The organism is Chryseobacterium phocaeense, assembly GCF_900169075.1.
GTDB classification, from domain to species: Bacteria; Bacteroidota; Bacteroidia; order Flavobacteriales; family Weeksellaceae; genus Chryseobacterium; species Chryseobacterium phocaeense.
Genome location: NZ_LT827014.1, coordinates 997,352 through 1,022,120, shown reverse-complemented (window position 1 = coordinate 1,022,120; position 24,769 = coordinate 997,352). Strand labels below are relative to the sequence as shown.

At 38.7% G+C, this 24,769-nt stretch carries 23 protein-coding genes and 1 riboswitch; of the genes, 8 read left to right on the top strand and 15 right to left on the bottom strand.

The features are described 5' to 3' along the window. On the bottom strand, positions 1 to 939 hold the full coding sequence (locus B7E04_RS06160; RefSeq protein WP_080777829.1) for an alpha/beta fold hydrolase: 939 nt from the start codon (positions 937 to 939) through the stop codon (positions 1 to 3). A gap of 58 nt (positions 940 to 997) precedes the next feature. After that, positions 998 to 1,104: riboswitch (SAM riboswitch) on the bottom strand. Between the two features lie 187 nt (positions 1,105 to 1,291). Here B7E04_RS06160 and B7E04_RS06155 point away from each other — a divergent pair. After that, positions 1,292 to 3,907, top strand: coding sequence for an MGH1-like glycoside hydrolase domain-containing protein (locus tag B7E04_RS06155; protein ID WP_080777828.1), 2,616 nt, complete (start codon positions 1,292 to 1,294; stop codon positions 3,905 to 3,907). Positions 3,908 to 3,964: 57 nt separating this feature from the next. Here B7E04_RS06155 and B7E04_RS06150 read toward each other — a convergent pair whose 3' ends face one another. The 7 genes from B7E04_RS06150 to B7E04_RS06120 form a co-directional block, all read right to left on the bottom strand. After that, positions 3,965 to 4,384, bottom strand: a complete 420-nt coding sequence (locus tag B7E04_RS06150) for an OsmC family protein (protein ID WP_080777827.1) — start codon at positions 4,382 to 4,384, stop codon at positions 3,965 to 3,967. Between the two features lie 41 nt (positions 4,385 to 4,425). Further along, positions 4,426 to 5,748 (bottom strand): DUF58 domain-containing protein, encoded by a 1,323-nt coding sequence (locus tag B7E04_RS06145; protein WP_080777826.1) that lies wholly within the window; start codon positions 5,746 to 5,748, stop codon positions 4,426 to 4,428. A 79-nt stretch (positions 5,749 to 5,827) separates the two neighbouring features. Then, positions 5,828 to 6,859, bottom strand: a complete 1,032-nt coding sequence (locus B7E04_RS06140) for an AAA family ATPase (protein ID WP_080777825.1) — start codon at positions 6,857 to 6,859, stop codon at positions 5,828 to 5,830. 166 nt (positions 6,860 to 7,025) lie between these two features. After that, complete coding sequence (locus B7E04_RS06135) at positions 7,026 to 8,222, bottom strand: DUF4350 domain-containing protein (RefSeq protein ID WP_080777824.1); 1,197 nt, start codon at positions 8,220 to 8,222, stop codon at positions 7,026 to 7,028. A gap of 12 nt (positions 8,223 to 8,234) precedes the next feature. Then, positions 8,235 to 9,032, bottom strand: coding sequence for a DUF4129 domain-containing protein (locus tag B7E04_RS06130; RefSeq protein WP_080777823.1), 798 nt, complete (start codon positions 9,030 to 9,032; stop codon positions 8,235 to 8,237). Continuing rightward, complete coding sequence (locus tag B7E04_RS06125) at positions 9,025 to 9,987, bottom strand: DUF4013 domain-containing protein (RefSeq protein ID WP_080777822.1); 963 nt, start codon at positions 9,985 to 9,987, stop codon at positions 9,025 to 9,027. The genes B7E04_RS06130 and B7E04_RS06125 overlap by 8 nt, the downstream gene beginning before the upstream one ends. Continuing rightward, positions 9,971 to 10,954 (bottom strand): stage II sporulation protein M, encoded by a 984-nt coding sequence (locus B7E04_RS06120; protein ID WP_080777821.1) that lies wholly within the window; start codon positions 10,952 to 10,954, stop codon positions 9,971 to 9,973. Before B7E04_RS06120 ends, B7E04_RS06125 begins: the two co-directional genes overlap by 17 nt. A gap of 27 nt (positions 10,955 to 10,981) precedes the next feature. Between B7E04_RS06120 and B7E04_RS06115 the strand changes: the two genes are divergently transcribed. Both B7E04_RS06115 and B7E04_RS06110 read left to right on the top strand, forming a co-directional pair. After that, entirely contained in the window at positions 10,982 to 11,731 is a 750-nt protein-coding gene (locus B7E04_RS06115; protein ID WP_080777820.1) for an RDD family protein, read from the top strand. A gap of 204 nt (positions 11,732 to 11,935) precedes the next feature. Next, a complete protein-coding gene (locus B7E04_RS06110; protein WP_062650829.1) occupies positions 11,936 to 12,226 on the top strand; it encodes a GNAT family N-acetyltransferase in 291 nt (96 codons plus the stop codon). Here B7E04_RS06110 and B7E04_RS06105 read toward each other — a convergent pair. From B7E04_RS06105 to smpB, 5 genes are all read right to left on the bottom strand, one after another. Beyond that, positions 12,215 to 13,186: a glycosyltransferase family protein gene (locus B7E04_RS06105; protein WP_080777819.1), complete on the bottom strand. Its 972-nt coding sequence runs from the start codon at positions 13,184 to 13,186 to the stop codon at positions 12,215 to 12,217. The two genes, B7E04_RS06110 and B7E04_RS06105, sit on opposite strands and share 12 nt — an antisense overlap. Then, a complete protein-coding gene (locus B7E04_RS06100; protein WP_080777818.1) occupies positions 13,187 to 14,011 on the bottom strand; it encodes a UDP-2,3-diacylglucosamine diphosphatase in 825 nt (274 codons plus the stop codon). A gap of 57 nt (positions 14,012 to 14,068) precedes the next feature. Continuing rightward, entirely contained in the window at positions 14,069 to 14,809 is a 741-nt protein-coding gene (locus B7E04_RS06095) for a YebC/PmpR family DNA-binding transcriptional regulator (RefSeq protein ID WP_062650835.1), read from the bottom strand. Positions 14,810 to 14,902: 93 nt separating this feature from the next. Further along, complete coding sequence (locus B7E04_RS06090) at positions 14,903 to 16,411, bottom strand: OmpA family protein (protein WP_080777817.1); 1,509 nt, start codon at positions 16,409 to 16,411, stop codon at positions 14,903 to 14,905. A gap of 77 nt (positions 16,412 to 16,488) precedes the next feature. After that, entirely contained in the window at positions 16,489 to 16,947 is a 459-nt protein-coding gene (smpB, locus tag B7E04_RS06085; protein WP_040993570.1) for an SsrA-binding protein SmpB, read from the bottom strand. Positions 16,948 to 17,163: 216 nt separating this feature from the next. Here smpB and B7E04_RS06080 point away from each other — a divergent pair, with 216 nt between their 5' ends. Further along, positions 17,164 to 18,786, top strand: coding sequence for an ABC-F family ATP-binding cassette domain-containing protein (locus B7E04_RS06080; RefSeq protein ID WP_080777816.1), 1,623 nt, complete (start codon positions 17,164 to 17,166; stop codon positions 18,784 to 18,786). Positions 18,787 to 18,867: 81 nt separating this feature from the next. Here the strand turns inward: B7E04_RS06080 and B7E04_RS06075 are convergent, their stop codons facing one another. Next, on the bottom strand, positions 18,868 to 19,680 hold the full coding sequence (locus B7E04_RS06075; RefSeq protein ID WP_080777983.1) for a M48 family metallopeptidase: 813 nt from the start codon (positions 19,678 to 19,680) through the stop codon (positions 18,868 to 18,870). A gap of 108 nt (positions 19,681 to 19,788) precedes the next feature. Here B7E04_RS06075 and recJ point away from each other — a divergent pair, with 108 nt between their 5' ends. From recJ to B7E04_RS06055, 4 genes are all read left to right on the top strand, one after another. After that, positions 19,789 to 21,501 (top strand): single-stranded-DNA-specific exonuclease RecJ, encoded by a 1,713-nt coding sequence (gene recJ / locus B7E04_RS06070; protein WP_080777815.1) that lies wholly within the window; start codon positions 19,789 to 19,791, stop codon positions 21,499 to 21,501. A gap of 25 nt (positions 21,502 to 21,526) precedes the next feature. Beyond that, positions 21,527 to 21,892, top strand: coding sequence for a four helix bundle protein (locus B7E04_RS06065; RefSeq protein WP_062650845.1), 366 nt, complete (start codon positions 21,527 to 21,529; stop codon positions 21,890 to 21,892). 23 nt (positions 21,893 to 21,915) lie between these two features. Then, entirely contained in the window at positions 21,916 to 22,500 is a 585-nt protein-coding gene (gene nadD / locus B7E04_RS06060) for a nicotinate (nicotinamide) nucleotide adenylyltransferase (protein ID WP_062650846.1), read from the top strand. An 83-nt stretch (positions 22,501 to 22,583) separates the two neighbouring features. After that, on the top strand, positions 22,584 to 22,922 hold the full coding sequence (locus B7E04_RS06055) for a DUF3817 domain-containing protein (protein WP_062650848.1): 339 nt from the start codon (positions 22,584 to 22,586) through the stop codon (positions 22,920 to 22,922). A 64-nt stretch (positions 22,923 to 22,986) separates the two neighbouring features. On the opposite strand, the gene B7E04_RS06050 is transcribed toward B7E04_RS06055, so the two are convergent. Continuing rightward, entirely contained in the window at positions 22,987 to 24,765 is a 1,779-nt protein-coding gene (locus tag B7E04_RS06050) for a carboxypeptidase-like regulatory domain-containing protein (RefSeq protein ID WP_139785348.1), read from the bottom strand. Positions 24,766 to 24,769 lie beyond the last annotated feature (4 nt).

The window sequence follows — 24,769 nt, the reverse complement described above, 5'->3', positions numbered from 1 at the left end:
CTACAAAATATTTTTTATGATAGTATTTAATTGTTCGTATTCCATTAGGAAGGCATCGTGCCCGTGAATTGACTGTATTTCGTGATAGAAAACCTCTTTGTCTTTTTCTTTCAGCTGCTCAAAGCACATTCGGATTTCTGAAGCCGGAAAAAAAAGATCGGTATCTACAGCCACCATGTGCATTCGTGCACTGATCTTTTGCAGATGATCTTCTTTGGTATTAATGTTCATCAGCAGGTGATTCATCAGCTTATAGGATTTCAAACTAAACCTTTCGTTTAATGAATTTCCGTGATAAACCAGCCAGTCTTCCGATTCCAGCCGCTGATTTCCTTGGTGATATCTGTTTTGAAATCTGTCATTTAGAGATTGGGGGGTTCTGTAACACAGCATGGCATGTATTCTTGCTTTCTGCAGGGGTTTATCGTTGCTATTCAACAGGAATTTCTGAACCAGGCACTGGGCATGGAGCCAGTCGTGTGTTCTGAAATCACATGCAATAGGAATAAAAATTTCCGAAAGCTGTGGTTGTATAGCGAGCATTTCCCAGCCAATTCCTCCTCCGAGAGAGCCTCCGATAATGGCGTAAAGATTTTTGATATGAAGTGCTTCTAAACCTTTCAGGAATATTTTTGCTATATCTGAAGGGGTAAAGTCTTCGTATTCGTCAATTAAAAAATGATCATATCCGTTTCCGGGGATATTGAAAGACAGAATGGTATATTTCTTCGTATCGATGACCTGATTTTCTCCAATCAATTGTTTCCACCAGCCTTTTTCTCCGGAAACATTTGAATTTCCGGTCAAAGCATGATTGATGAGTACAACAGGAGCCGTAAACAGGTCTTTCCCGAAGATCTGATAAGTCAACGGGATATGGTATTCCTTTTGGGAATGGGTTTGATACGAAAGATTAATATGGTTTAGTTCTGTTTTCAATTCTATTATTTTAATACAATTGAAAATGCCACAGGAAATGGCTGAAAAGAACTTCAGTAAGTTATCTGTCCAAAATAAATTGGTAGAACGTAGCACCTTCTCTGTTTGCACAAAGGGTTGCTAAGGTTTCACAGGGTCTAATCCCTCAACCTTTCTTGATAACATTTTCAATATTTGAATGAACGCGATGCAAAGATAGTTTTTTTCTTTTAAATTTTGCAATAAAAATTTTTTAATATTCAAAAAGCCTGTAATTACAAGTGTTTCAGAGCAGTGTTAAGAATTATTCAGATGGAAGGAATTGGAATTATTTTTCAAAAAAACTACCTTCGTACTGAAAAAATGATGAGATATGACTGCTGAAAAAGAAAGATTACAAGATATTAAATGGAAAAACTGGGGGCCATACGTCAGCAACCGTCAATGGGGAAATGTACGTGAAGACTACAGCCCGAATGGGAATGCCTGGCACTATGCCAACCACAATAATGCGGAAAGCTACGCATACCGTTGGGGGGAAGAAGGTATCGCAGGAATCTCAGATGTGAAACAGATCTTCTGTTTCGCTTTTTCATTTTGGAACCGGAAAGACAAAATTATCAAAGAACGTTTTTTCGGGCTGAGCAATCCGCAGGGAAATCATGGAGAGGATATTAAGGAAATCTTTTATTATTTAGACAATACACCTACGCACAGCTATATGAAGATGGTGTATAAGTACCCGATCAACTCTTTTCCCTATGATGATCTTGTTGCTGAAAACGGAAGACGCAGCAAAAAGGAACCTGAATATGAGATTTTTGATACGGGAATTTTTGACAATGATGAGTATTTTGATATTTTCATTGAATACAGTAAAGCTGATCACAATGATATTCTTGCAAGAGTAACAGTGCACAACAGGAGCCAACAGGATGCGCCAATCGTGATCGCTCCCACGGCATGGTTCAGGAATAACTGGAAATGGGGCTACAACACGTACAAAGCGCAGATGAATGCTTCTTTTGACGGATGCATCGACATTAACCACGACAGTATTTCAATCAAAAAATTCTATTCCAGAAATCTGGGTGCTAAAAGTGCCTTCTGCGAAAATGAAACCAATACGCCTAAATTATACGGAGCTCCATATCCGGGAAACACGTACTTTAAAGATGGTATTAATGATCATATTATATACGGAAGCAATACGGTAAATCCGGAAAAGCGGGGAACCAAAGCTTCTTTTATTATAGATGAAATCATCGGAGCCGGCCAGTCCAAAACCTTCGATTTCAGGCTGTGTCCTGACGAAATTGATGAACCTTTTGAAAGCTTTGATAAAATTTTTGCTACGCGTATTGCTGAAACAGACGAGTTTTATCACGAAATCCAGAGTGAAACCACGAATGAAGATGAAAGAAACGTACAGCGACAGGCTTTTGCAGGACTTTTATGGAATAAGCAGTTCTATCATTATAACGTAGGAAAATGGCTGAAAGGTGATCCAAACCATGAAGCTCCCAGAAATTTCAATGATTATGTAAGAAATACGGAATGGAATCACCTTCACAATAAGGATATCATTTCCATGCCGGATAAATGGGAATATCCGTGGTATGCCACATGGGATCTGGCATTTCACTGTGTCCCGTTTTCAATTATTGACGGCGAATTTGCCAAGGGACAGCTTCTCCTGCTCACGAAGGAATGGTATATGCACCCGAACGGCCAGCTTCCCGCCTATGAATGGAATCTGAGCGATGTGAATCCTCCTGTACACGCATGGTCCTGCTTCCGTGTTTTTAAAATTGACGAAAAACAGAATGGCAAACCCGATCTTTTATTCCTTGAAAAGGTATTCCAGAAGCTTCTCCTGAATTTTACATGGTGGGTTAACCGGAAAGATAAAAGAGGAAACAATATTTTTGGCGGTGGTTTCCTCGGTCTCGATAATATCGGGGCTTTTGACCGTAATATGGAGCTGAAGGACGGACAACACCTTGAACAGGCAGACGGAACAAGCTGGATGGCGATGTATGCACTTAATATGATGCGGATCGCAATGGAGCTTGCCCAGTATTATCAGGTGTACGAAGATATGGCGATCAAATTTTTTGAGCACTATCTGTACATCGCGGAAGCCATGGAAAACTTAGGAGACGGTAAAGACGGTCTGTGGAATGAGGAGGACGGCTTTTTCTATGATGTACTTCAGCTGGGTAACGGTGACAGCGTTTCTTTAAAACTAAGAAGCATTGTCGGCCTGATCCCAATGTTTGCGGTAGAAATTGTGGATCATAAATTATTAGACAAAATGCCGAATTTCCAGGCAAGAATGGAATGGGTATTAAAGAATAAACCTGAGCTCACCAAATTGGTCTCCCACTGGGATGAGGAAGGGCAAGGCAGAAAACACCTGATGAGCATTTTACGTAAAAACAGACTGACTAAAGTCCTGAAAAGAATGCTGGATGAGGATGAATTTTTAAGTTCTTACGGTATCCGCGCCATGTCCAAGATCTATGAGGAAAATCCGTTTGTTTTTTCCGTTCACGGTACGGAAAATGTGGTGTATTATACGCCTGCAGAGAGTGACAGCCGCATGTTCGGAGGAAACAGCAACTGGCGTGGTCCGATCTGGTTCCCGATCAATTTCCTGATTGTTGAAAGCCTGCAGCGTTTCCATTTTTATTATGGCAACAGCCTGAAAGTGGAATTCCCGACAGGCAGCGGCGAAAAGAAAAACCTGGATGAAGTGGCCCAGAATATCAGCAGAAGACTCTGCTCTTTATTTTTAAAGGACGAACATGGACAAAGGCCCTTCAACGGTGGAAATCCCAAGTTTAATTATGATGAACATTTTAAGGATTATATTACTTTCTTTGAATATTTCCATGGAGACAATGGCCGTGGTGTGGGAGCTTCCCATCAGACAGGATGGACCGCGACAGTGGCTAAGCTTATGAAGCCGAGATTGACAGTATAAGTTTCGGGCGGCCCTTGGGGCCGCCCGAAATTTTTGTTTATTATTCATTAGAAGAAATTACACTTTTTCTCCATTCACCAAAACTTCATACCCGATTTCTACATTCGGTTCCAAAGTTTTTGATACTGAACAGTATTTTTCAAAAGACAGCTCTGCTGCTTTTAATGCTTTTTTGGGATCAATATTTCCTTCCAGAAGAAATTTCACCTTTATAGATTTGAATGGTTTTGCATCATCCACGGGAACTCTTTCGCCTTCTACTTCAGCCTGGAAACCCGTAATTTCCTGACGTTGTTTCTTAAGAATAGATACTACATCAATCCCGCTGCATCCTGCAACGGCCATCAATACACTTTCCATTGGGGAAACACCTTTGGCTCCCGGCTGTGAGGTATTATCCAGAAGAATGGAATTTCCCTGGGAATTGGTGCATTCAAATAAAAAATCTTCGTTTATTCTGTTAAGTGTTATTTTCATTGCTTATTGCTTATTGCTTATTGCTTATTGCTTATTCAAAGTTATAAAATTCCCCTTGCTTTTATCTCAAGGTATTTATTAATAACGTCAATATTTAAATTTTCAGGAAGCGTATAGACCGTGTAAATCCCATATTTTCTTAGTTCCTGGATGATCAGTTTCTTTTCAAATTCAAATTTTTCAGCAATAATTTCGTCATAGATTTCCTGCATGTTTTCAGGGTTCTTTTGAATCAGCGTATGCAATTCTGAATTTTTAAAAAATACCACGACCAGCAAATGGTTTTTGGCGATACCGCGAAGATATTTCAGTTGTCTGTTTAAGCCGTCCAGTGTTTCAAAATTGGTAAAAAGCAGGACAAGGCTTCTTTGATTCAGGGAATATTTTACATCCTGGTACAGACGGTTAAAATCGCTCTCAAAAAAATCAGTTTTAATATTGTACAGAGCCTCTGAAATTTTTTTCAGCTGTCCTGATTTATTTTCGGCAGCCACTTTATTTTCCGTTTTTTTGGAGAAGGTCATCATTCCTGCCCGGTCGCCTTTCTTCAGAATAATGTGGGAAAGAGCCATTGCAGCATTAATGGAATAATCCAGGAGACTGAGGCCATTGAAAGGCATTTTCATCGTCCTTCCTTTATCAATCAGAATAAAAATACGCTGTGACTTCTCATCCTGAAACTGATTGACCATTAAACGGTTAGTCTTGGAAGTTGCTTTCCAGTTGATGGTTCTGATATCATCACCGGGAACATATTCTTTGATCTGCTCAAATTCCATGGTGTGCCCCAGTTTTCTGATCTTTTTGATTCCACCGAGCATAAATTCACTCTGCAGCGCCATCAGCTCATATTTTCTCAGATGAACAAAGGACGGATATGCCGGCAGCATCGCATCTTTCTGAAAAGTGAATCTTCTGGATATAAATCCTAACGGCGAAGAAGCGTATATGTTCAGGCTTCCAAAACTGTACTCTCCCCTTTCTTTAGGTTCCAGACTATACTGAAAATAAGTATTTCTACCGGACTCAATATCTTTTGTAATCAAGAAGTCCCTTTTCTGAAACTGAAACGGAATTTCATCAATGATTTTTGTTTTAATCCTGAAACCATAATTATTTTTAATATCAATTTTCACGAAATTTTCATCTCCATTGGAGAGTTTTTCGGGAAGGATTCTTTGGGCCAGAACTCCATTTTTGGAATTAAACAGAAAAAGATAATCCACCATGGCGGCCAGGAAACAGACCAATAAAACACCATGAGCCACCCACATCAGAACCGGAAAGAAAAATGCAAAGACATAAATAATCCCCACTCCAATGAGCGAAAAGAAAAATCGGGTATTGATGTATAGGTTTTTCATTTTATAGGAATTAAGGATTAGGAAACAGGAATTAGGGAATAGGATCGCGCTCTGATCCCTAAACCCTAAACCCTTTCATCTACCTCGGAATTTCTATTCCCTCTAGGATCTGGCGGATAATTTCATCTGCAGTAAGGCCTTCCATCTCGCGTTCCGGAGAAACGATAACCCTGTGTCTTAATACGGCGTAACTGGCTTCTTTAATATCCTCAGGAGTCACAAAATCACGTCCTCTTAGTGCAGCAAAAGATTTGGAGGCGGTAAGCAGAGCGAGTGAAGCCCGTGGAGAAGCGCCAAGATACAGGAATTGGTTTTCCCGCGTATTGACGATAATTTTCGCGATATATTCCATGAGCTGTGCTTCTACAATAATTTCTTTTACAAGGTGCTGGTAGCTTTTCAGCTGCTCAGCAGTAATAACGCGGTTTACACTTTCGGTTTTATCTTCTTTTTTACTTTCGTGCTGGTTTTTAATGATCATCACTTCCTGTGCAAGATTTGGATATCCCACATTGATCTTGAACAGAAAACGGTCCAGCTGAGCTTCCGGAAGCCTGTAGGTTCCTTCATGCTCTATCGGGTTTTGGGTAGCCACCACAAGGAAAGGTTCATCCATCACATACCGGATTCCGTCCATTGTAACCTGTCTTTCTTCCATTACCTCAAACAACGCTGCCTGGGTTTTGGCAGGTGACCTGTTGATCTCATCAATCAGGATAAAACTGGAAAAAACCGGCCCTTTTTTAAATTCAAATTCGGAGTTTTTAACATTGAAAACGGAAGTGCCCAAAATATCAGAAGGCATCAGGTCCGGTGTAAACTGAATTCTGCTGAAACCCACATCTATTGTTTTCGCCAGAAGCTTTGCCGTAATGGTTTTGGCCACACCAGGAACGCCTTCAATCAGAACATGTCCGTTTGATAAAAGCGCTGCAATAAGGTGTTCGATCATGCTTTCCTGGCCTACAATAACTTTTCCTATTTCCGTTTTTACTTTGTCTAAGCTGGCACGGAGCTCAATCATGTCAATTCTGGATTGAAACTGATCTTCTTTTTTATTTAGATTTATAGAACTTTGATTGTCTATATTTTCATTTTCAGGGTTTTCCATAATTTTATGTCTTTGGTTTTATGGGTATATTTTGATCGGGGTTGAACCGATTGTGTATTTTTTAAATTGTGTTTGTGTTTTTATAACTGTTTTATGATCGGATGTTATATTCGGATTTTATCCGATTCTTGTTAAATCGTCCCTTCGGGACTCTCTGTTCTTTATTCTAATTGATTTTTTTATCATTTACTGGAACCTCATTGTTACATTTCAATATCTCATCCAGAAGTTTATTCATTATTACGAGGTCTTCTTTCATCACGCTGGCGTAAGGATCCTGCCCTTTTTTAATCAAAGCAATAGCTATACGAATCATTTCTATTGGTTTTCCTGTTTTCAGATGAAGCTTAATAGCGAAATCTTCGTCAAGATGACTGGTATTAATTAAAAAATCCATTCTTACTTTATTCAGAAAATACTGACCTTTTTTGGCCATCATATCATGGAAATCGCCTTCCTGAAGGTAGAGATTTCCAATACTTTTCACAAAATCCACCGAAGTATTTCTTAAAGGTTCCAGAACAGGAACGATCCGCTGTTTTCTTTTTGCATTAAAGAAAATAAACAGGACCAGACCGCCCAAAAATACCCACCAGGCATACTTCAATGCAGGATTAGAAAGAACGAATCTCATAAAGAAACGTGAAACCTTGGTATCATTTTTCACAAACCAGATGGTTTCTCTATCCTGAAGGTACGAAAAAACATCCTGTGCGTATTTTAGATTTCCTGGTTTTAAAAGATAATAATTGGTAAGGAAAAGAGGTTCGGTGTGAACGTAGATTGTTCCCTTGCCAAAATTTGTTTTGATAAAATTGGCCTGGTCAGCATTATTCTTCTCTATGGTTTTCCCTAACACCTCCACGTTTGGTTTAATATATGAAAAACCTCGACCCGAAGGAAATTTATCCAGTTTAATAAAATCATTCTGGTATTTCCTGTCTGTGAATTTCAGCACATTTTCCTCACTGAAAGAAATATCGGAATCATAGTAGCCGATACTGTCTGATATATCTTTGGGAACCCGATTGGATAGAATCAATGCATCGGAGCCGTTGGATACCTGATCCAGGATTTTCTTCCACGATTCTTTATCCAGATCATTCTGAATGATCACAATATTATGTGCTTCTTTTTTCCACTGCCCGTAATATTCGTAAGGAGCCTGTTCTATCTTTTTCAGCTTATTTTTAAACAGGTCATTCGCTTCATTATTAAAAACAAAGAGCCCGAAAGGTGATTTTTCATTAATATCAAAATTCTTGCGCCAGTTCAGGGTTTCTTTTTTATTGACTTCAAGCAACGCCAGAATAAGCATCACAACGATGAATATTACAGCATATATTTTGAAGGTTTTTTTCATGATTCAATACAATTATGGTTTAAAAGCCTGATATTGAGCTTTAAATTTCAGATAAGTCTGTTCATCAATACTGAATTCCCCGTACCATACATAATCGAAGATGTAGGAAAGTTTTGTAAACTCTTCTTTCAAATGATGGTCTTTAAGTTCGGCTGCATAGTCTTTATTCGTCTTTTCGGGATTCCAGCTGATCTGTTTTTTATCACTGAGCTTTTTTAATACCAGCAGAAACTGGTAACGGACCGCGGAACGGTAATCTCCTTCCCTTTCAAATTTTGCAATACTCTCGGAAAAATTAATCTCATGGATATTTTCGTGAAGCTCCTGTGCATTGATATCGATTTTCTTATTTTTCCTGCCCCAAAAGAGGTTTCCGTCTTTGCCCATTAAATATTTAATGATAAAATAGAGAAGAAACCCTACGAGGATAATTGCAAAAAAACGGATCAGGGCTGTAGTGATTTTTGCTGAATTGGTAAAAACAGTCTCACCAAAAATACTCTGCAGGATCTTATCAATCCTACGCATCAGTTTCTGGAAAAAAGATTCTCTGGGTTTGGATACCGAGTAATCAAATTCATTGCCTTTATATCTGGACTGAAGATTTTCTCTGAACTTTTTAGGATACAGTGTATTTTCTGAAACCGGGTTCCTGAGCAGCACAGAATCTGCACGGAGCATATTCCTGTAATGACCTGTCCCTAATGAATCCCCGATATATTCTTCCACTATGGCAGCCTCATTATCATCCTGTGCATAAACAGGACCTATGGAGAAAAAGACCAGCAGAAAAAAAAGGAATTTATTCATTGATACCTATGGTTTCTATTTCTTCAAGCTCAATTTTCTGGTGAAGATCTGTTCTGCTGTCGTAATACATCAACCCTCCGTTGATATACATCAGGTTGGAAAGAATCAAAGAAGCCAGCATTGAGATTCCATAGAATATAAAGAAAATAATTCCTACAGTTCCGGTGAAAGGGTTTTCTTCAAAGTTTCCGTCCGATGGTGATGTCAGAAGTGATCCGTACATAAAAAACATCGGAATAAGGGTAAATACGGAAGTGATCATATACATCATGATAAACATGATGATGCATGCACCCCAATATTTCCAGTACGGGGACTTTTCATTTCCGTTTGGGTAAGAAAACTGGGATCTTATGGAATAACTCAGGCTTTCGATAAATCCTCTTTTCGTATTAAAATAATCATACATCAGAAATGACGAAACATTAAATATGGTGGGATAGATCAGCAATATGAGGAAGAAGCCAATGATAATCAGCAATAACAGATATGAAATCCCTATAAGAATTGTTGCTACAGGAAAGACAATAAAAAGCATTCCAATGCATATTTTAAAAATTCTTCCGGCATTGTTTTTAAAGTCGCTCAGGATTTCGTCTGTTTTTATTTTCTGAGCCCCTTCAGCGATTCTTTTCATATAGAATACCGGATACAGATAGTTCGCGATGATCAGAAGCATAAAGAGGATAAATACAAGGATTCCTGCCACCGTAAGCATTCCGGAATTTTCTGAGAAATATCTTTCAAAATAATAGGTTTCCCCACCGGTATTTCCACCTATAAGCTGTCCGAAAATTTCCCTGAATCCAAAAATGACCACAGCTGTTGTTAATATCAGCAGCAGCCCGTTAATCAGGATATAATTCTTAAAATAATTTTTTCCGTATAATTTGAAAAAATTAAAGCTGTCAGTAATGAAAGCCCCAAATTCTCTTTTTTTATAAAACTGCATCATGACTGTTGGTATTAGTTCTTTTATAAACCACTGAAGGATACACAAAATAGTAGAATCCAATGATGGCCACTGATGAGATGATGATAGCCAAATTAACCACAAGCGGCATTTTCAGGGCATGTCTTGTAACATATCCCTCGATAATTCCGGCACAAATGGTAAAAGGTATGGTGCTCAGGAAAATTTTAAAAGAGTCCTTAAAGCCTGTTTTAAAGGAATTAAATCTTGAAAAAGTCTTTGGAAACAGGATACTCGCTCCCAGAATCAGCCCGCACATTGCCTCCACTACCATGGCAAAGATCTCGAAAACCCCGTGAAGCCAGATTCCTCTTGCACTGTCTTTCAGAGCGCCGTAATCATAGAAAAAGTACTGGAAGGACCCCAGCATCACACTGTTTGAAAGAAGTGCATACAAAGTTCCCACCCCGCCTGCAATGCCATAAATATATAATTTTGCGCCTACTCCAATATTATTAAAAATAATTCCTATGGTACTTCCCCAGGTAGAACCACTCTGATAAACTCCCACGGCATTTCCTTTTTTAATATTTTCGATGGTTTCATTCACGTAGCCTTCGCCAAGAATAATATTGGCAAAACCTTTATCATAGATTCCGGAAAGCACCCCTATTGAAGTAAAAAGGATAAAGAAGAGAAATGCATACATCAGGTATCTTCTGTACTGGTAAACCAGCAGAGGAACTTCCGTTCTGAAAAAATAAATCAGCCTGTTTTCTTCCACTCTCTTCGTTTTGTAGATCTTTTGGAATATCTGTGAAGAAAGATGATTCAGGTATACTGTGGTATTACTTTTAGGGTAATAGCTCTGTGCAAATGAAAGATCATTGATCAGGTTGATATACAGCGAAGACAGGTCATCAGGATTTTTTTTTATTTTCCCTTGAATAACCTGTTCGATTCCCAACCATTTTTCTTTATTTTGTTTAATGAAATAAACTTCTCTCATAATTGTAAGGCTAAAATAATAAAAAATATGTCTCAAATTGCGATAAATACCTCACAAAATGTAAATATTAATTTTAATATTGCCAGCGTAGGAGAAAGAATGCTTGCCTTCATTATCGATCTGCTGATAAAGGTGGCTTACGTTGTTATTATATTCTATCTTTTCTTCAATATTTTTGATCTCGGGTATTTATTGGCAGGCCTTGACCAGTGGTCTATCATGGCTGTTTATATTGTTCTTACGTTCCCGGTTTACATTTACCCTGTTGTTCTGGAAAGCCTGATGGAAGGCCAGACTCCCGGAAAAAAACTGATGAAGATACGGGTGGTAAAAATTGACGGGTACCAGGCCAGTTTCGGGGACTATCTTATCCGTTGGGTTTTCAGGTTGATTGATACTACAGCAGCCGGTGTTGTAGGGCTGATCTCTATGATTGTTTCTAAAAACAATCAGCGTTTGGGTGACATTGCTTCCGGCACCGCTGTGATTTCTTTAAAAAACAATATCAATATCTCCCATACCATTCTGGAAAATATCAAGGAAGACTATATCCCTTCATTCCCTCAGGTGATTGCTTTAAGTGATAATGATATGAGGATCATTAAAGATAATTACACCAAAGCCCTCAAAGTAGATGACCGCCAGATCATCAGCAGGCTTTCCGATAAGATCAAAAGTATTTTAAAGCTGGAAATAGATCCAAAAACGATGACGGAAAGACAGTTTATCAGTGTGGTGATCAAGGATTATAATTACTATACGGGAAAAGATAATTGACAGGTCAATGGTGAGTGGTCAATTTTACTTCGTAAGTGAGTGGTGAATTTTTGCTGCGCAAGTGAATGGGAAATTATAATATGCAGAAATAGCTCAAAAGTAATTGAATTAAAAATTGACAGCGAAGCAAATTCAGCATTGACAATTCATGTCAAATTGCCTGCGGTTCAATTTTTGTAGGGTTAATACCAAAGGTTTGAAATTATGAAATTCGAAAATAATAAATCAGGAAACGGAGGGGTCCTTACCCTGAATAATGATATCAAAGAAGTAGGAAGGCTTACCTACACTATTTTTCCGGAAGATCATAAGCTGATTATTTCTTTTGTTCTGGTACATCCGGAATTTGAAGGCCGGGGAATGGGAAAATACCTGGTTGAAGAAGCTATTAAATTTGCCCGGGAAAATAACTGGAAGGTGTATCCGCACTGTTCTTACGCCCGAGCGGTGATGACCAGAATGAGTGATGTTGATGATATTTTTCTAAAGAATTAAAACCTCATTTACAAGGATCTGTTCTATATCATCCGGATAATCTACTTTCAGATGATGATCTGAAGCTACCCATTCCATGATTTCCTGAAGATTCAATACTTTTGAATTTGGAATTCCCATCAAATCCAGGGCAGTAGCATTGCACTCCTGCTCATATTGGTTATGAATAGGGATCACGAACAGTTTTTTATCCATAAATAATGCTTCAGCTGGAGTTTCAAACCCGGCATTGCATAAAATTCCATCACAACCTTCAAAATATTTCAGGTACTGCAGTTCGTCAATAGGAAAAATCTCCACATTTTTCACTTTGACCTGTACTTTACTGTACTTTGAAAATACTTTCCACTGTACGGGAATCTGTTTCAGGACTTTGATGATGTTTTCATCTGCAAAACTAGGCAGATATACAAGATAGTATCCTTTTTTATCCGGATTCAGGTTTCGGATTTTTTTTCTGATTACAGGTTTTTTGATCTGAGGATGATAGTTTTCAAAGTGAAATCCGATTTTTCTTTCACTGGGAACATAGTATTTCAGGATCAGCTCACCGAGAAAATCTTTCTTTGCCGGTTTTGGGGTTTCAGCAAAACTCATGGAAGCCTGATGGCTGAGTTCGATCATGGGAAACTTTTTTAATTTTCCGGCCCATCCTGTTAGTGGCTCATAATCATTGATGATCAGATCGTATTGTGATAGTTCCAGTTCCCTGATGGTTTTTATAGCTTCTAGGAATTTATTTTCGGTAAACGTTTTACGGTAGGATAAGCCTCCGGTTTTATTATAGAGTAAAGAAATGCCCTTGTATTGAAAGTTAATGTCAAAATCAGCCTTTAACTGGGATTGATGCCCGCTGATAAGTGTATCTACCGAAGCATATTTTTTGAGGAGAGGGATAATTTCCTGGGCCCTGGCAACATGTCCGTTTCCGGTTCCTTGAAATGCATACAGTATTTTCATTTAAGAAAAATTAGTTACTATTTTCAGAAGCTCTGAGCTGTCCATATCCTGGATTTCTTCTGCTTCATCATCTTTAAGTGAATCTTTATGCTCGTCATAATAGAAAATTTTCCATTCTTTATCATGATATTCAAGAGCTGACAGATTTTCTATCCAGTCACCGGAGTTCAGATAAGTACAGGATCCTTTTTTATTGACCACTTCACGAATTTGGGGCTGGTGGATGTGACCGCAGATTACATAGTCATAGTGATTGTCGATAGCGAGCTCAGAGGCAGTCAGTTCAAAATCCCCGATATATTTCACCGCTTTCTTTACATTGTTCTTGATTTTTTTGGAAAATGAATATTTCTCCCTGCCCATCTTCTCAAGAAACCAGTTGACCATATTATTAATGGCAATCAGAAGATCATACCCTTTTCCTCCAAGTTTGGCGATCCACTTGGAATGCTGCACCGAGGCATCAAAAACATCTCCGTGAAAGATCCAGGTCTTTTGTTTGTCAATATCCAGACAGATCTTGTTGCAGACTTTCAGTTTTCCCAGTTCAAAGTCCGTAAACTTTCGGAACATCTCATCATGGTTTCCTGTAATATAATAGACCTGTGTGTTTTTGGTCGCAAATGAAAGGATCTTCTTGATCACCTTCAAATGAGGTTTAGGGAAGTAAGACTTTTTAAACTGCCAGATATCGATAATATCTCCGTTTAAAACTAATGTTTTAGGCTGGATAGAATTAAGATACCGCAACAGCTCTTTAGCCTTACATCCATAAGTTCCTAAATGCACATCCGATATGACAACTAATTCAACGTTTCTTTTCATAGTTTTATACAAAGAAACTAATTGAAAGTTAACTGTATATGAATGCTATATTATTTTTTACAGTGAGTTCATCAGCTCTTCTGTAATCTCCATATTGTGGTACACGTTCTGTACATCATCATCGTCTTCAAAACGCTCAAGCATTTTCATATTCGCTTTAAACTGCTCTGCGTTCACGTCTTTGATGTTATTTGGTATTCTCTGAAGTTCAGCACTTTTCGCTTCAATTCCCAATTCATCCAGTTTATGTGATAATGAACCGAAATCTTCGAAGGCCGTTGTAATCATTACTTCTTCTTCATCTTTTTCCACATCTTCAGCACCCCCATCAATCATTTCCATTTCAAAATCATCCCAGTCCATTTTGATCTGAGACAAATCCAGGTTGAAGATCCCTTTTCTGTCGAAGATGAAAGCTAATTCCCCATTCTTTCCAAGGTTTCCGTCAAATTTATTAAAGATCGCTCTTACGTTGGCCACGGTTCTGGTGGTATTGTTGGTTGTACATTCCACGAAGAAAGCCACACCACCCTGTCCGTATCCTTCATAAGTTACTTCTTCATAGTTTTCAGCATCGGCACCGCTTGCTTTTTTGATGGCTCTTTCTACGTTGTCTTTAGGCATGTTTGCCCCTTTCGCATTCTGGATGCATCTTCTTAAGGCCGGGTTGGCTTCAGGATCCGTTCCTCCGGCTTTTACAGCTAAGGCGATATCCTTACCTATTTTAGAAAAAGTTTTGGCCATTTTATCCCATCTGGCCATTTTAGAAGCTTTTCTATATTCAAATGCTCTTCCCATTTTGATTTTAAATTTTCAACAAAATTAACTAAAAGTCAACAAAAAAAAAATACCCCCGAATCATCGGAGGTATTTATTATTTAGAAAAATTAATTATTTTTTCTTTTTAGCCGGAGCTTTTTTCTTAGCTGTAGCTTTTTTCTTAACTACCGCTTTCTTAACTGGAGCATCAGTGTAATCTTTCTTAGCGATTGCATTCCACTCGTTAGCATCTTCAATAGCCTTTACAACTACTTTTCTGTCAACTTGTCTTTCAGCATCAGAAGCTTTCTCAGAAACTGTAGCTTTAGCTTCACCAACACCGATTGATTTAAGCGCATTAGCATCTACACCTCTAGCATCTAAAGCAGCAACTACAGAAGCAGCTCTTTCTCTAGATAATTTCAAGTTGTAAGCTTCAGCACCCTTAGCATCAGTTCTACCTTCTAATAGATAGTTACCTCCTTCTTTCTTAATGATATCAGCAGCTTTATCAAGAGCACCTTTAGATTCTGGTCTGATAGTAGCTTTGTTGAAATCAAAGAAGATACTGTTAACTTGAGTCTGAATTTCTTCTTCTTTCACTTTTGCTGGTTTAGGACATCCGTTGTACTCTGGAAGACCTGGAACAGTAGGACAAGCGTCATCTTTATCTAGGATTCCGTCACCGTCTGTATCTGGCCAAGGACAACCTTTGTTTTCTGCAGGACCTGCTACTGAAGGACAAGCATCATCTTTATCGATAACACCGTCACCGTCTGTATCTGGCCAAGGACAACCGTTGTTTTCAACCGGACCAGCTACTTCTGGACATTGATCGTCTTTATCTGGAACTCCGTCACCGTCTGTATCAGGACATCCCTGGAATTCTGGTAGACCTGGAGTATCTGGGCAAAGATCATCTTTATCTAGGATACCATCCTTATCTCTGTCTCTGTTACCAAATCTGAATAAGATGGATGCAGAAGCTTGCCAGAAGTTAGCAACTGTAGATTTATCACCTGGAGTTGTTACATAGTCACCCTGAACACCAAGACCGAAGTTCTTAGTTACCCAGAAGTTAACACCAGCACCAGCAGCAACAGCAAAGTGATTAGCCTTACCATTTTCGTTACCACCATCACCATTAGAAATCATTTCTCCAGTTGGATTACCGTTAATGAAACTTCCTCTTGGGAAAGTAAGAGCAGTATAATCATGTCTTAGGTAGTTAGCACCAACTCTTAAATATGGATCGAACCAAGATTCTTCATTCCATAAAAGACCAGCTGCTTTAGCCTGGAAACCAATACCCGTCATTAGGAAAAATTCTTTTCCCATGTTGAATCTTTTGTTGTCTACATTACCTACTGTAGTCTGCCAGTCGATAACTAAACCTTTACCGATGTTTCTAGCAACTGTTAACTTAGATAATGGAGGCGTAATAGAGAAGTTGTTCATATTGAACATATTCTTCGTTAAATTTTTTGCAGAAAGCGTATTACTGAAGTTATCTCTCTGTGCTGTGTGGTTTTCCGCATGAGCACCAACCCCGATCAACCACGGATTGTTGGTAGTCTGAGCGAACACAGTAGAGGCAACCGTAAGCGCCAATGCTGAAATTCCTAATTTTAGATTTTTCATAGAATTAAATGATTAAATAATTGATAATGCAAAATAAATATAATTTTTCTTTATATACAAAGTTTTTTGAATGATTTTTAACTTTTCTTTAATATTCTGTCCAGGTTACGTTTATTTTCTCTATCTTTAATCGCTTCCCTTTTATCAAAGAGTTTTTTCCCTCTACCAAGCGCAATCAGCACCTTTGCTTTACCCTTGTCTGTGATATACAATTTAAGAGGTATAATCGTATTCCCTGCATCCTTTAACTTTTTTTCAAGTTTCTGCAATTCTTTTTTGTGCAACAGCAATTTTCGTTCCCTTTTTGTTTTGTGGTTGTAAAAAGTTCCCAGTTTATACTCATCAATCATCATGTTGATAATGTATAATTCCCCATCAATAAACTGACAGAAGGATTCTGTGATGGATGCTTTGGAAGAACGTAAAGATTTTATTTCGGTACCTGTTAAAACCATCCCGGCTTCAAATTCTTCAAGGATTTCATATTCAAAACGGGCTCTTCTGTTTAATATATTGACTGTTTTTTCGATCTTCATTGTAAATAATTCGTGATTACCGTGATATATTATATGACGTGATTATGTTGATTGGGTTATACCCAATTCATTATTAAATCGTCCCTTCGGGACTCTGGTCTATTATTTCATTAATGAAATATAGAAAAAATACCTTATATTTAAAAACTTGACTATTACATTATTACGAAATACCCAAATTCTTTTCGTATTTTTGCGCCAAATTTACAAAACTATATGTTAACAGTATCTAACTTATCTTTACAATTCGGGAAAAGAGTTCTTTTTGACGAGGTAAATATTATGTTTACCAAAGGAAACTGCTACGGGATTATCGGAGCAAACGGTGCGGGGAAATCTACATTTCTTAAAATATTAACGGGAAAGCAGGATCCTACTACAGGGCATGTATCTTTGGAGCCGGGGAAAAGAATGTCAGTATTGGAGCAGGATCACTTTGCTTATGATCAATATACTGTTCTTGAGGCTGTTTTAAGAGGAAACAAGAAATTATTTGAAATAAAAGAAGAAATGGATTCTTTATACGCTAAAGAAGACTTTTCTGATGAAGACGGAATCAAAGCGGGTGAACTGGGTGTGATCTATGACGAAATGGGAGGATGGACTGCTGAATCAGATGCACAGACCATGCTTTCCAACGTAGGGATCAAAGATGATATGCACTGGCAGATGATGAGTGAACTTGAGAACAAGGACAAAGTAAAGGTTCTATTGGCTCAGGCTCTTTTCGGAAATCCGGATGTACTGATCCTGGATGAACCTACGAATGACCTGGATATCGAAACGATCTCCTGGTTAGAAGATTTCCTTGCAGACTATGAAAACACGGTAATCGTTGTATCTCACGACCGTCACTTCCTGGATACGGTTTGTACGCATATCGGAGACCTTGATTATGCTAAACTTAACCTTTACACCGGTAACTACTCTTTCTGGTACCAGGCTTCCCAGTTAGCGACAAGACAAAGAGCTCAGGCTAATAAAAAAGCGGAAGAAAAGAAGAAAGAACTTCAGGACTTTATCGCGAGATTCAGCTCCAACGTTGCGAAAGCAAAACAGGCTACAGCCAGAAAGAAAATGATCGATAAACTAAACATCGATGATATTAAGCCTTCTTCAAGAAGATATCCTGCCATTATTTTCGAAATGGAAAGAGAGGCGGGAGATCAGATTCTGGATGTAAAAGGTCTTGAAAAAACAAAAGACGGGGAATTATTGTTCTCTAACATTGATTTAAATCTTAAAAAAGGAGATAAAGTAGCCGTACTTTCCAAAAACTCTTTAGCAATTACAGAGTTCTTTGAAATTCTTGCCGGAAATGTGCAGGCGGATAAGGGAACAGTAGCGTGGGGAGTTACCACCAACCAATCTCACATGCCTTTGGATAACACCAATTTCTTCCAGGAAGATCTAAGCCTTGTTGACTGGTTAAGACAATTCACCAAAAACGATGAAGAGCGTCACGAAGAATTCGTAAGAGGTTTCTTAGGAAGAATGCTTTTCTCCGGTGATGAAGCGTTGAAATCATGTAAAGTACTTTCAGGGGGTGAAAAAATGAGATGTATGTTCAGTAGAATGATGCTTCAGAAAGCTAATGTTTTACTGTTGGATGAACCTACCAACCACTTAGACCTTGAAAGTATCACTACTTTGAACAACTCATTGTCAAACTTCAAAGGAAATCTTTTATTGGCTTCCCATGACCACGAGATGCTTCAGACAGTCTGTAACAGAATCATTGAGCTGACTCCAACAGGAATCATCGACAGAGAAATGACTTACGACGAATATCTTGCTGATAAAAAAGTAAAAGAACTGAAAGAAAAAATGTACGCTTAATTTTTAAGGCAACATTCAATCTTATAAAGAAAATTCCTCAAAGACAACTTTGAGGAATTTTTATTTTTAAGTGAAACGATATTATTTGGTAAGTTTCGTCTTAGGAATAGCAATGGTTCCCGGATCTTTCCATAAACCGTCTTTTTCTGCTCTCTTTTTGATCGCCTGAGCTCTTTTCTCGCTGTCTGGGTGAGAGTTGAACATTTTTTCAAAGCCAGTTTGTGTACTTCCTTCTGAAAGCAAAGCTAATTTCTTAAATGCAGAATAGGCACCCACTACATTATAATTATTGGCTTTCATGAAATCATAAGAATACGTATCCGCTTCAGATTCCTGCTTTTTGCTATGTGAAGCATCTAAGAAGGCATTGGCCATTTTACCCACCTGGCTGTCATTTAAAGCCGCTACAGTTCCAGACGCGGATGAAGCCGCATCTAACGCCGCCGCCTTCATATAAGCCGCCTTCATAGCATCTTTTGTATCCTGATTTTTCACGTGCCCGATCTCATGCCCGATAACTGCCAGTATTTCGTCATCCGTCATGATATCCATCAACGAAGAAAATACACGAACACTTCCGTCTGCACAGGCAAAAGCATTAATATCTTTCACTTTGTAAACTTTATAGTTCAACGCAAGCCCATCCTGGGATTTGTGTTTTCCGAAAAGTTTGTTCAGTCTTACTGTGTAAGGATCTTTTGGCCCTGCCACCGGATTGTTCTTATCCATCCAGTCAACAGATTCCTTTGACAGTTTAATGGCATCTTCGTTGGTAAAAGTAAGGGCTTTTGCTCCTTTTGAAACAACGCCGGCAGCTTTTCCAAGATTAATTTTCTGTGCTGATACAGCATTCAGTGCGCCTAAAAATAAAAGGCAGATAGTCATTTTTTTCATATTTATTTCAATTTGGACCGCGAAGATAGATATTTTTTTTAACATTCAGTAAGTCAACTTCATCCATATTCATTTCAAAATGCTGTTTTTTTTCCTTATTTTTGTGAAATGAGTCAGAAATGGATTTACAAGCCCGAACCCGATGAGGAAGTTGTGGACAGATTAAGTTCGTCACTTGGTTTTGGTACTTTTGAATCTAAACTCCTCGTTCTAAGGGGAATTGACAATTATCAAAAGGCCAGAGAATTCTTCAAGCCCAATCTTAATGACATCCACAATCCGTTCCTGATGGCAGATATGCAGAAAGCTGTAGAGCGCATTGCCAATGCTATTGAAAACGGAGAAAAAATACTGGTTTATGGCGATTATGACGTAGACGGAACTACGGCGGTTGCGCTAATGTATTTGTACCTCAGTAAAATTGTTGAGAAGAAATACCTGGATTATTATATCCCGGACAGAAATTCCGAAGGCTATGGAATTTCCACCGAAGGAATTGATTTCGCGAAAGAAAACGGTTTTTCGCTGATCATTGCTTTAGACTGCGGTATTAAAGCCATTGATATGATCAACTATGCGCAGGAACTGGATATTGATTTCATTATCTGCGACCATCACCTTCCGGGTGAAGAAATTCCTAATGCTGTAGCGGTTCTGGATCCCAAAAGAAACGACTGCAGATATCCTTTTAAAGAACTTTCAGGATGCGGCGTAGGATTTAAACTCTGCCAGGGCCTGAACACCATTTATAAAATTCCGGAAGCCGAATTATTTGAGCTTACCGATCTGCTGGCGATTTCTATTGCCGCCGATATTGTTTCCATGACGGGCGAAAACCGTGTTCTGGCAAAAATGGGACTAAAGGTCCTTAGGAAAACAAGAAATCTTGGTTTACGGTTACTGATTCCTGAAGATAAGCTGTCTCATTTTGAAATTTCAAATATTGTTTTTGAAATTGCCCCGAAGATCAATGCTGCCGGAAGGATTTCCCACGGAAAAGCAGCGGTGGAGCTGATGGTTTCCGACAACCTTAAACATGCCAACCAGATCGTTGGAGACATCATGAACCTTAATGATGAAAGACGGGAACTTGATATGAATTCCACGCTTTCCGCTTTGAACCAGATCATAGAATCCCAGCAGGAAACAAAACATTCTACGATTGTTTACCATCCCGAATGGAATAAAGGGGTGATTGGTATTGTGGCGTCAAGACTTATTGAAACGTATTATAAACCCACTCTGGTATTTACCGATGGGAATAATGGTGAGATGGTAGCTTCTGCCCGCTCTGTCTCTGATTTTGACGTGCATGAAGCGCTTGATATGTGTTCTGAGTTTTTCCTTAAATTTGGAGGACATCATGCTGCTGCAGGGCTTTCCATGGAAAAAGACAAGTTTGAAGCCTTTAAAATAAAATTTGAAAAAATAGTTTCCGAAAGAATCAAAGAGCATCAGCAGGAACCTTCCGTAACGATTGATTCCGAGATTAAAGTTGAGGAGATCAACAGGGAATTTATTAATTTCCACAGGAAACTGGCTCCCTTCGGTCCTCACAATATGAAGCCTATCCTTACGCTTACCAACCAGAAATTATCCGGTTATGTCAAAACGATGGGGAAAGACAATAATCACCTCAAGTTTTATATCAAACAGGAATCCACAGGTAGAAACATCGAATGTGTAGGTTTTAAACTGGGACAGCACGCAGAAGATTTTAAAAATAAAAATTTTGACCTTGCTTTTACCCTCGAAGAAAATCACTGGAAAGGAAATGTAACGCATTATCTGAATATAAAGGACGTGAAATTCAGGGATTAGGAGAAAGGGATTAGGGATTAGTACTATGGGAAATTATAAAGAATTATTGGTATGGCAGAAATCAGTGGATTTTGTTACTGAAATTTATACATGCACCAAAAATTTCCCAAAAGAAGAACTTTATACTCTTACCAGCCAGATTCGCCGCTCTTCAATTTCAATTCCATCCAACATTGCCGAGGGACATTCCAGAAGGTCAACCCTAGATTACATCCAGTTTTTAAAAATTGCCCGTGGAAGCTGTGCAGAATTGGAAACACAACTTATTATTTCAAAGAATTTAAATTACTTAAGCCTTGAAGATTTTCAAAAATTAAGCGAAACAGCATCTGAAATATCAAAAATGCTGAATGCCATCATTATCAAACTGCAAACCGGCCCTAATTCCTAATCCCTCAAATCTAAGCCCTATATATGAAAAAAATCGGTTTATTTTTCGGCTCTTTCAACCCGATACACATCGGACATCTTATTCTGGCTAATTATATTCTGGAAAACTCGGACATGGATGAACTATGGTTTGTGGTAAGCCCTCAGAACCCGTTTAAAGATAAAAAATCACTTCTGAAGGATCATAACAGGCTGGATATGGTACAGCTTGCCATCAAGAATTACCCGAAAATGAGAGCTTCCAATGTAGAATTTTCCCTTCCCAAACCAAGTTATACCATTGATACCCTTACTTATCTTCATGAAAAATATCCTGACCATTCTTTCAGTCTGATCATGGGAGAAGATAATCTGGAAAGCCTTCACAAATGGAAAAATTCTGATCTACTGATCAAAAATCACCATATCATTGTGTATCCAAGGGTTTTTGAAGGTGAAAAAAAGGATTCCGAATACCTTCAGCATGAAAATATCTCCATGATCCAGGCGCCGGTTATAGAGCTTTCTGCCACTGAGATCAGGAATATGATCCGCGACGGTAAAAATACCCGCCCGATGCTGCCTCCGGAAGTATTTGAATATTTGGATGGAAGCAGTTTTTATAAGTAATTTTGCAATTCAGGGAATAGGTTGAAGGAATCAGGTATTAGGGGCTGAGCCATGACTTATTATCGATCATTTATACTACAAACATGGAGTTTCTCGAAAAATTTTTCTCAAAATATCCTCAGGAAAAAGTAATCAGATGGTTTAAGCAGATCTGTCTGGCGGAAGCTGTTTCCTGGTTTTTCCTGTTCACTGCAATGACGTGGATCCGGATTGATCCGGAAGGTGTTTTCCCTATTGTGTACATCAGTACCATCGGAAGTATTCACGGGTTTTTCTTTACTTTATACCTGATATTTCTGCCTTCCATCAGAAAAATATACGAATGGGATGACGAGGACAGTGTCTTCGCATTAATTGCCGCTTTCTTTCCTTTTGCCACAATCTGGATCGACAAAAAACTGGCCCGCTTTGACAGGGAGTAACAATATGACATAAAAAAAGGACCGTGATGGTCCTTTTTTATTTGATTTACGGGTGAGCAAATTGCTAAAGATCCCGCAGTACATGCCCGGTTGCTGTGAAAGTATGGTTTCCAGAGCTATCAATATACGTCCCGTTCACAGTAAAGTCAATATACGCCCCTACTGCTCCAAAACTGGCTACCTGAACCACTACACTTCCTGTAGAAGAATTGAAAAATCCTCCGGAAAATTCAAGTACATAATCGGTATTAAAGGTTCCCGGAACGCCAAGCATATTATTCTGGGTCATAAAGAAAGCGTTTCCGGCAGTTGATGTAGAATTGATCCGTAATTGTTTTGGAATCGCATTCGGGCTTGTGGGGGTAAGTCCGGTCCATTGGGCATTGATATTCCCCAACACATATTTTACATTCTGATTATCAATTTTATAACTGATAAATTCACTTAATGAATTACAGACTGAAACATTAGGGAAATTCATCACCGGTAAATTGGCTGTAAAAGGAATTTCTCCTGAAGTCTGCAAATTCGTATAGTCATAGCCTTCCAGGATAAACTGAGGATTAGCCGTACATGAATATACGTTAAATGAAAAATTACCGGTAGCATTCACCGGAACTGACATATACTGGAAAAAATTTGTAGCGGTAGCAGGTCTTAAAAGAGCATAGCCATCCGTAACATCAGTATTGGTACAGGTTTTTAAATTCCCCTGTATGGTATACTGATTTCCTGTTGATGTCACGATAATATCAGGTAGTGTCATGGTAGTTCCCACCGCTACAGGCGGAACATTTGACGTATACACTACCGTGTTACAGATATCATATACTTTAAGATTTAGCGTTTCATTGGCAGGAATAACCCCTGTAACCATACCCAGATTATCTGTTATCCCATAGGTTTCATAGGTCTGACTGCTTCTTTTCAAGGTAACTTTTGTATTCACCATGGGCTGTCCAGCAGGATTTTTCACGGTTACTTTCAGGATGGCCTGCGGAAACTGCGCATCGCAGTTCCACCAGGAGAAATGGCTTACTGTTCCTACGTAGGTATTCCCTACTTTTACGGCAGAACCTTCTTCGTTCCACATTCCTGTATTTCCATCATATGACCAGAGCGGAATTGTATTGGGAGCAACTGATGTTTGTGAAGCATCGATAGGCACGGTCATTTCAGCGGTATGACCATTTGCAATCTGTAATTTTTGCCCTGAACTTCCGGTAAGCTGAACATGCACCATCCCGAAGGTTTCCATAATTCTTGCATTTCCGCCGGCATTGGTGGCCAGTAAAGAGCCGGGCATTAATTCAGTCAGATATTGATTGGATGAGGCTAAATTATACAGGGCAACATTTACGCTTCCGCTATAGGCATTACCACTTGCATCTTTGAAACTTCCGTCAAATTTTACTTTGGTCCCATTCGGTAAAGAAACTGTAGAAGTTGTTCCTGAATTGATACTGGCCGTTGTAGTCGCCGGGATCATCATAATATTCACACGGTTTATTCCGCTTGTTGGAACCAAAACTCTTGAACCGTCTATAAATCCGGATTTTGTTACCTTCACAAGGGCGAAGTTTTCTTTTACACCGGCATTTTTAAACGTAAAAAAGCCTTTGAAATTAGTCTGAACGGTATTCGATCCGATGGTTACCGTTGCTCCACTTACAGGATTCCCGCTGGTATCAAGTACTATTCCCTGAAAATTTCTTTGTACTGTATTTCCAAAATTAAAATTAGACTCAGGGGTGGTGGTGTTGTCATCAATATCTATAAATGTTTCATCTTTACATGAAAACATCAACAATACTAATAACAAAATAGAATAAATTTTTGTCATATGG

Bases quoted from the DNA above. Each gene is read 5' to 3' on its own strand.
- B7E04_RS06155 (WP_080777828.1), top strand. From the start codon at position 1,292: ATGACTGCTGAAAAAGAAAGATTACAAGATATTAAATGGAAAAACTGG.
- B7E04_RS06150 (WP_080777827.1), bottom strand. From the start codon at position 4,384: ATGAAAATAACACTTAACAGAATAAACGAAGATTTTTTATTTGAATGC.
- B7E04_RS06145 (WP_080777826.1), bottom strand. From the start codon at position 5,748: ATGAAAAACCTATACATCAATACCCGATTTTTCTTTTCGCTCATTGGA.
- B7E04_RS06140 (WP_080777825.1), bottom strand. From the start codon at position 6,859: ATGGAAAACCCTGAAAATGAAAATATAGACAATCAAAGTTCTATAAAT.
- B7E04_RS06135 (WP_080777824.1), bottom strand. From the start codon at position 8,222: ATGAAAAAAACCTTCAAAATATATGCTGTAATATTCATCGTTGTGATG.
- B7E04_RS06130 (WP_080777823.1), bottom strand. From the start codon at position 9,032: ATGAATAAATTCCTTTTTTTTCTGCTGGTCTTTTTCTCCATAGGTCCT.
- B7E04_RS06125 (WP_080777822.1), bottom strand. From the start codon at position 9,987: ATGATGCAGTTTTATAAAAAAAGAGAATTTGGGGCTTTCATTACTGAC.
- B7E04_RS06120 (WP_080777821.1), bottom strand. From the start codon at position 10,954: ATGAGAGAAGTTTATTTCATTAAACAAAATAAAGAAAAATGGTTGGGA.
- B7E04_RS06115 (WP_080777820.1), top strand. From the start codon at position 10,982: ATGTCTCAAATTGCGATAAATACCTCACAAAATGTAAATATTAATTTT.
- B7E04_RS06110 (WP_062650829.1), top strand. From the start codon at position 11,936: ATGAAATTCGAAAATAATAAATCAGGAAACGGAGGGGTCCTTACCCTG.
- B7E04_RS06105 (WP_080777819.1), bottom strand. From the start codon at position 13,186: ATGAAAATACTGTATGCATTTCAAGGAACCGGAAACGGACATGTTGCC.
- B7E04_RS06100 (WP_080777818.1), bottom strand. From the start codon at position 14,011: ATGAAAAGAAACGTTGAATTAGTTGTCATATCGGATGTGCATTTAGGA.
- B7E04_RS06095 (WP_062650835.1), bottom strand. From the start codon at position 14,809: ATGGGAAGAGCATTTGAATATAGAAAAGCTTCTAAAATGGCCAGATGG.
- B7E04_RS06090 (WP_080777817.1), bottom strand. From the start codon at position 16,411: ATGAAAAATCTAAAATTAGGAATTTCAGCATTGGCGCTTACGGTTGCC.
- smpB (WP_040993570.1), bottom strand. From the start codon at position 16,947: ATGAAGATCGAAAAAACAGTCAATATATTAAACAGAAGAGCCCGTTTT.
- B7E04_RS06080 (WP_080777816.1), top strand. From the start codon at position 17,164: ATGTTAACAGTATCTAACTTATCTTTACAATTCGGGAAAAGAGTTCTT.
- B7E04_RS06075 (WP_080777983.1), bottom strand. From the start codon at position 19,680: ATGAAAAAAATGACTATCTGCCTTTTATTTTTAGGCGCACTGAATGCT.
- recJ (WP_080777815.1), top strand. From the start codon at position 19,789: ATGAGTCAGAAATGGATTTACAAGCCCGAACCCGATGAGGAAGTTGTG.
- B7E04_RS06065 (WP_062650845.1), top strand. From the start codon at position 21,527: ATGGGAAATTATAAAGAATTATTGGTATGGCAGAAATCAGTGGATTTT.
- nadD (WP_062650846.1), top strand. From the start codon at position 21,916: ATGAAAAAAATCGGTTTATTTTTCGGCTCTTTCAACCCGATACACATC.
- B7E04_RS06055 (WP_062650848.1), top strand. From the start codon at position 22,584: ATGGAGTTTCTCGAAAAATTTTTCTCAAAATATCCTCAGGAAAAAGTA.
- B7E04_RS06050 (WP_139785348.1), bottom strand. From the start codon at position 24,765: ATGACAAAAATTTATTCTATTTTGTTATTAGTATTGTTGATGTTTTCA.